Origin of the sequence: Flavobacterium sp. UBA4854, assembly GCF_002399805.1 — a bacterium.
GTDB classification, from domain to species: Bacteria; Bacteroidota; Bacteroidia; order Flavobacteriales; family Flavobacteriaceae; genus Flavobacterium; species Flavobacterium ginsengisoli.
On sequence record NZ_DHEI01000063.1, the window covers coordinates 14,888 to 18,106 of the forward strand.

A 3,219-nucleotide genomic window follows, 5' to 3' on the forward strand; every position below is an offset into this window, starting at 1 on the left:
CCTTCTTTTCCATACGCTTTAAGCGAAAACCAAGCTGGTAATGCACGTAAACGACGCGAATTTTCAGGAAGTACGTTTAGATAATTAAAATTTTCTAACGGATTTCCTAAATATGGTGCATTTGAATTTTGAAATGTTTCAACTTGCAGGTTAATATGATCTTTTTTAATTAAAAAGAAAGCACTTTCATAAGGCACGTTCAGCCATTTATGGCAATCAATCGTAATACTGTCTGCCCCTTCCCAACCTTTTACCAAATGATTATATTTATCTGAAACCGCTGCAAATCCGCCGAAAGCGCCATCTATATGCCACCAGAAATTGTACTTTTCTTTTAATATTGCAATTGCTTCAAAATCGTCAAAATCGGCAGTATTTACAGTTCCTGCACTAGAAATCAAGATGAAAGGTTTTCCTTCTAACTTCTTTATATTTTCTTCCAAATCCGCAATATCAAGAGCTTCACGATTTCCTTCGATTGTTTTTACAGTCGTATAATTTTGGCTTCCAATTCCTAAAAGCGATAAACATTTTATAGAAGAAGAATGCGGCGTTGCTGTTAGAATATTGACAGTTTCTGAAATTCCGTCTTTAGCGAAATCTTTCCCGAATTGCTTACCAAACCATTGTCTGGCAACTCCAAGAGATGTAAAGTTTGACATGGTAGCGCCTGTAACAAATCCGCCTAAAAATGTGTCCGGAAGATCTAAAAGCTGTAGCAATAAATTGATTGTCTCAAACTCTATTAATGCCGAAGCACCACCTTGTGCTTTTACAGCCTGAGTGTTTTGATCGTAAATAGATGCTAACCAATCGCCTACGATAGATGCTGGAGTTGAACCACCTGTTACAAAGCCCCAATATCTTGGTCCTGGAGAAGAAACCATTAAGGGAGATAATCTTTCGTTGAATTCTTTTAAAGCCTCAATCGAGCCTAACCCTAATTCGTTTAAAGCTGTTTTGGGATTAATTGTATAAGTGTTTGAAGTTGGAATATTTTCTATGTCATTCAGAAAATCAATCCCTTGTTGTTTTGTTTTTTCTAAGATATTCTCAAAATTGTCGAGATCTTGCTTTAGTATTGAATTCATATTATATAGTTATTTACATCATGTATTTTCTAGCTTCGCTCAGCCAGACAACACGAAACAAGTTGTTTTTAGTATTTATTTAAAGAATTGAAAATTTACAGAGAAGCTACCATTTCGTTTTTTCAGAGAATCTAGAAACTACCATGGAAGCAATTACATCACCATTTGCATTTAGCAAAGTCGCAATTGGATCAACTAATGTTCCTAAAATCATGGCAACCGGCAATGCTTGTTCCATTGGAAAACCATAAACGGTAATGGCTAAAACTTCTCCAATATAACCGCCATTTGGAATTCCGCCTTCGACAATCGAAACAATTATAGTAATTCCTAATGCCAAAAGAATAGTTGATGGTTCTGTAAAATCTTTTCCAAACATGGCAAATAAAAAAGTAATTTTTAAGATAGATGACATACTCGATCCATCTTTATGTAAAGGTGCTCCAAGCGGAATTACCAAATTGCGAACATGTGCTGGAATTCCCATTTTTTGTGCAGCATCCAAATTTGCCGGAATTGTTGCAATACTACTACAAGTTCCTATTGCGGTTAAAGAAGGTGTAATATTATTGCTCCAAAAGACTTTAAAAGCTCTTTTTCCGCCAGCAATAAAAGCATACAAACTAAAAAATGTAAAAAAGTAAAAGATACAGGCTGCATAATAAACCGCCATAGGTTTTGCGTAAACTCCAAATAACTGAGGTCCGAAAATCCCAACTTGATAAGCAAAATAAGCTCCTAATCCTATAGGTGCAAATTTCATAATAATATTCAGCAGCTGTTTCATAACTTCATTACCTGAGTCTAGAAAACTCTTGAAAGCATTTCCCTTTTCTCCAGATTGTAAAGTAGCAAAACCAATTAAAAACGAAAATATAATGAGTGCCAACATACTTTTTCTCGATAATAATTCGAAAAAATCATTTGTGGTAACCAATTTAGCAATCTGATCGCCTACAGAGCCTGATTGTATGTTTTCAAAGGGAACTTTTGCAACAGCAATATCCTGATGAATTGGAAAAAGATAAACAGCAAAAATCATTACAATTGCAGAAATAAGAATCGTTGAAAGAAAAACCAAAACCATTATAAAAAACAGTTTTCCTAACTTTTCTTTTTGTTCCAAATTTGCAATTGAAGAGCCGATAGTAAAAAATATTAATGGAATAATTGCTGTAAAAAGCAAATTCAGAAAAATATCTCCAATCGGTTTTATAACCAGAACTTTTTCTCCAAAAACTAATCCAAAAATGCTTCCGACGATAATTCCGCCAAGAAGCAAAAGGATACTGCTATAACTTTGTAGAAAATTAATTTTTTTGATTTCCATTATTTGTAAAAGGCATTAGAGACTTGAATTAAAATTAGATAAAAAAAGAGTATTAAAACTAATACTCTTTCTTTTATTATTTTTCCAAAACAATTGTAGTAAAAGCTCTGTCGACCAATTCGCCTGTTTTGCTTTTCACCTTTTCGGTCTGAGTTTCAGTATAAACAATTTGAAAAGCCGTTTTCTCTATTAATTGCTGCGCTTTGTCAGTGCTGTAAAGCTCAAATTCAAATTGAGTAAAAGGAAGCTTTTTCATAAAATCTTCTTCAGCAAAAGTCAGACAGAAATTTCCGTTTGGTTTTAAAACTCTGTAGATTTCCGAAAGTAAATCTTCTGGCTTTTGCCAAAAATAAATGGTATTTACTGTAAATATTTTATCGAAAGATTCATCTTCAAACGGAATTTTATTTCCGTCATAAATAGAAAAGAATGCCTGTTTTTGAGAAACAAAATTTCTATTGATCTGGCGCGCTTCCTTAAACATTAATTCAGACATTTCAAGTCCGTAATATTTTAGGTTATCTGCTTGTTCGAAAAGAAATTCAGCGTGACCTGCATTTCCATGGCCTAATTCTAGAATTTTATTCTCTTTTGAAATATTTAGATTTTGAATGGAATGTTTGGTCATATTGATGTTCGTTTCGTTCATCATATTTCCCATTTCGATTCCTTTTTCTCCTGATGGATGCTTTAATTGAGAAGCTATGGCTTGTAATTCTTCATTTTTCATAATGCAAAATTTTAAAACTCTAAATTAAACAAAAACCAAATTCGAAGATTATTTTTTTGTCATTCTGA

At 33.2% G+C, this 3,219-nt stretch carries 3 protein-coding genes; all 3 read right to left on the reverse strand.

Annotated elements, in window-relative coordinates; translation table 11 throughout:
* A partial coding sequence (locus B3J44_RS09015; protein WP_286967929.1) for a pyridoxal phosphate-dependent decarboxylase family protein occupies positions 1 to 1,091 on the reverse strand: 1,091 nt, incomplete at its 3' end.
* 106 nt (positions 1,092 to 1,197) lie between these two features.
* Entirely contained in the window at positions 1,198 to 2,421 is a 1,224-nt protein-coding gene (locus B3J44_RS09020) for a dicarboxylate/amino acid:cation symporter (RefSeq protein ID WP_286967930.1), read from the reverse strand.
* A gap of 76 nt (positions 2,422 to 2,497) precedes the next feature.
* Positions 2,498 to 3,151 carry a class I SAM-dependent methyltransferase gene (locus B3J44_RS09025; protein ID WP_286967933.1) on the reverse strand — a complete coding sequence of 218 codons (654 nt, stop codon included), beginning with the start codon at positions 3,149 to 3,151 and terminating at the stop codon, positions 2,498 to 2,500.
* Positions 3,152 to 3,219: the final 68 nt, after the last annotated feature.